The 1447-nt window shown below is 57.2% G+C and carries 2 protein-coding genes; both read right to left on the minus strand.

All coding sequences use genetic code 11. The features are described 5' to 3' along the window. A partial coding sequence (locus BKE38_RS29360; RefSeq protein ID WP_131829799.1) for a transposase occupies positions 1–217 on the minus strand: 217 nt, incomplete at its 3' end. A 301-nt stretch (positions 218–518) separates the two neighbouring features. Beyond that, positions 519–1166 (minus strand): hypothetical protein, encoded by a 648-nt coding sequence (locus BKE38_RS31690; RefSeq protein ID WP_131829800.1) that lies wholly within the window; start codon positions 1164–1166, stop codon positions 519–521. Positions 1167–1447: the final 281 nt, after the last annotated feature.

Here is a 1447-nt window from a genome sequence, read left to right on the forward strand (position 1 = left end):
GCTGCGCCTGCTGATACACCGCGGCCCAAGGTGGCAGGTCATTCGGCATCCAACGCCACGGCGCGCCCGTCTTGATGACGTAGCGCAGCCCATTGAACACCTCGCGCAGCGCATGCTCGCGCTGGCCGCACTGTTCTGGCATCAGCGTCAGGTAGGGCGCGACCAGCGCCCATTCATCGTCGGAGACGTCGGACGGGTAAGGCTTGCGGGCAGTCATCCCGCGCAGCCTGATCGTTACCCGGCCGCTGGTCCATAACAGCCTCTAGATAGGCCATGGCCTGAAATCAATCAGGACCTGCTTAGCCTCCTCAGTTAGACACGTTGATGGTCAGAACCTTCGCAGCGCTCTATGGCCGAGTTTGAAGGTGATGATTGAGTGTCAGCGGAAGCCTGTGACCGTTGATGATCAGGGTGAGGCTGCTCCACTCGAAGGACGAGTCATTGGCGTGAATGGCGGCATGCAGATCCGGCGATACCACCAGCATGTTGCTCGGGATGTCGAGACCACCGTGGGTTAGCTAATCGATATGATGGACTTCGGTGATATCTGCGCCAGCGAGCTTAGCCAGCGGCACTTTGCCAATTACCTGACAGCGGCCCTGGTAGCGACGTTTCAGATCCTGAACATGCCTGCGGTTCCTGATAAACAGTTCCCGAGCATATTCTCGACGTGTCGGAGGAACGTCACTGGGTAGCACAATCCGCTCCTCGCCTCCCTCTGTGTGGGGAAGCAAGCGGCGTAGATTTGAGTCATCGAAATAGTCGAAGGTTCCGCCATACGCCCGCAACGGGGTAGGCGGCGTGATTGGCAACGGTAAGATCATGACTTCATCCAGCATGACGTTGCCGATGCCTCGATCTATGTCAAAACTCGCTACTGGTTTTCCGATAGCACCTAAACCTGCGGCTAGATCATCGATATTTCTGTAGCCGGTCTCGATCCCATAACGAGCTATCAGAGTGCGTGGCGTCGTGACTTCGTATCCAGCGTAGATGCCATAGCCGAGGGCGCGGGTGCCGCCCGCCTCTCTGAAGTACCATCGCTCCCCCAACTCAATCCGGCGCGGCTGACTGGGGGTTGGTAGCCAGAAGTGAGCACGACGCGGGCGCTGGGCACTAACCCTTGCAAACCAGTCGCCCTGCGTGATGCCAAAGACTGCCGCCATAGCTCTGCAGGTCCTCAAACGGGTGTCCTACCTAAGAAGCATGCCATGATCGTCACACCGCGACACCCGCCTCAGGCTGCTCAGAATTGTAGATCCGTGCGCACGATGGTCCCACTCCGCCTTTGATTTCCGGTCTTTGATTTTTCGATTCGACTAACTTCTTAGTTGTTGATTATAAACTCAAATAAATCAAAGGTGCTGATCTCGGAAATCAAAGCGGGGGGATTTAATCTACGCATGTGCCCCCCTTACGGTGGGGCACCCCCTCGCCGGGTAGGGAT

It is taken from the genome of Teichococcus deserti, from assembly GCF_001982615.1.
Lineage (GTDB): Bacteria > Pseudomonadota > Alphaproteobacteria > Acetobacterales > Acetobacteraceae > Pseudoroseomonas > Pseudoroseomonas deserti.